A 2,337-nucleotide genomic window follows, 5' to 3' on the forward strand; every position below is an offset into this window, starting at 1 on the left:
TAAAGACTAAACAACTTCTATATAAATTGTTGTTAGCTCATGAGATTTGTTAAGCAAACCGTGCTTTACTTTAAGGAGGGGACATCTGACAAAACTTACGAAATAGACCTATGTGAAACTGGCCCCGGACAATACATTGTGAACTTCCGCTATGGTAAGCGTGGAGCTGCACTCAAAGAAGGTAGTAAAACTGCAACCCCCGTTTCTCTGGAGGGAGCTACCGCTATTTTCGATGCATTGGAAAAGGAAAAACGTAGCAAAGGATACACCGGTGAGCAGGATGGTGTCGCCACCACCGCTTATACCAGTGTCGCTGTCGATGATGTGACTGACCCTGTCCACAAAGTAATACTGAAACGACTGGACGATGCCGTGACCGGCAAACAATCCTACAAGACAAAATGGTCCACATCCCGCGTGATCTGGGCAGCCGGTGAACACAAGATCCGTGCAGCCGCTCCGGTTATTCTGCGCCTGATTGAAAAAGGCAACGCTATGCAGCGTTACGCTGGTATCTGGGCATTGGGCAGATGTGGGGATCCGGCTGCCGTGTCGTTGGTCAGTTCCTATATAGATAATAGCACTTACCCGCAATACCTGCGACAGATGGCTGCCAACGCAGTCCTGCAACTCCTGTCAGGCGAAGAACGCACGACTTTTATCGCGCGCTCCCTGTATGCCCTGCCACCTGAGTTCCAGGATGCCATCAATGCAAAGGATTTATATGCCCTTACGCAACTGCTGGACCAGCGGGTGATGCAGCTCAATGAGCCTGGTTACCAATTGCTGGAAGACCTGTATATTGTAGCTGCTGATATTGTTCCTGTAAGGCAACTCCTCTATGCTTTATTCGCCGCTTTACCTTTACGTCCATCTTACTTCCGGCATATCCGCCACTTATATAAACAGGCGGAACTGCGGGATGATCATGCATTGAGGGCGCTCTTTTCTGTGCGCTTTGAAAGGGAAAGACAACTGTTCAGCACCTCCGGAAAACCGCCTGCGGAACTGAAAAAGCCGATGAGTAAACTGGCCTATTCCAACCGTACCCGTCGTCATTTCAGGAACCGTACCCTGCGCCACCTGCAGGAACTCGGACAACGTACGGATGTTGAATATGTAAAACTGGCTACAGCCCTGTTATTACAATATGACGGGAATGTGTATAAAGAAGCCGCTTACAGCAGAAACGTGTATCAATATGATGCTACTACCCGCCGTTATATTACCCGGGCTATCCGTTATCCAGCTAATTCCAACGCGGTTTACCTGAACTATATTTTAAGGGGTAACCAGGTGGATCTACAGCTCGTGGGTAATAATTCCCGTTGGGAATTTAAGGATCCCGAAGCGGGAAAACCTGCGGCGCAGTCTAAACCGGAACCACCTAAAAAAGAAGGCTTCCTCAACCAGATCGCCGGTATCTTCAAAACGCCTAAAAAGGACGAAGGTATACAGCCTAAAGAATCACTGGAAAAGGCAGTCAAAGAAAATGACGAACCGCACAGCGATATTCCTTTCCGTTCGCTCTGGCACCAGTTACCACAGGCATTCATCCAGCTGCTTATCAGTAGCCGTATGGAAGAGATTCATGCCTTTGCGTATTCGGAATTACAAGCCAGTCCGCAGTTCGAATCACTTAAAGAAAAGATAGATGCCAATGTCATTGCCGGTCTGCTGATCAATCCATTCCAGATCCCTCAGCGTTTCGGTCTGTCTCTGGCTATAGAAAAATATAATCCTGCTGCTCCTTCCCTCCCACTGTTTGTGGCGATGATAAACAGCCCATTCGATGAAGCCCGCGAACTGGGTATTGAATGGATCAAAACGCATATCGAATTCTGTGTTCAGGATACTGAATTTGTCACGGCCCTGATCTTTGCGGCATATGACGATGTGAGACAAATAGCCATAGACCGCCTTTCTACCACACTCTTACCACTGGATAAGAGCCGCCTGGTAGTAGGTAGAGCAGTGAGCGTATTGCTGGAACAGCGTCAGCCAAATGAGGCCGTATACAATTTGCTTACTAAAGGTTGCCGTGTATTAGAACAATACTTAGTCGCCGCATTGCAGGAAGTGGATGCAAAGATCGTGGAAGACTTATTGAAATCAGGTATTCCACCAGCAGAAGCATTTGGTGTACGCCTCCTGTTACTGAAAAAAGGACCTGTTCAGTTATCTGACGAATTGATTGTAAGCATCCTTGAAAATGCCTACCAGCCTGTAAGAGAAGGTGGTATTGCGATATTAAGCAGTATGGGTAATGCTGAACTTATTTCCCGTCCTGATTTGTTATTGCAAACCTGCATCGCTTCTTAGAACATGTTTAAAATT

The 2,337-nt window shown here is 47.3% G+C and carries 1 protein-coding gene; it reads left to right on the forward strand.

Annotated elements, in window-relative coordinates; genetic code table 11:
• Nucleotides 1-39: 39 nt before the first annotated feature.
• Nucleotides 40-2,322 carry a WGR domain-containing protein gene (locus BW716_RS34825; RefSeq protein ID WP_083730645.1) on the forward strand — a complete coding sequence of 761 codons (2,283 nt, stop codon included), beginning with the start codon at nt 40-42 and terminating at the stop codon, nt 2,320-2,322.
• Nucleotides 2,323-2,337 lie beyond the last annotated feature (15 nt).

The organism is [Flexibacter] sp. ATCC 35208, assembly GCF_001975825.1.
Classification (GTDB): Bacteria; Bacteroidota; Bacteroidia; order Chitinophagales; family Chitinophagaceae; genus Chitinophaga.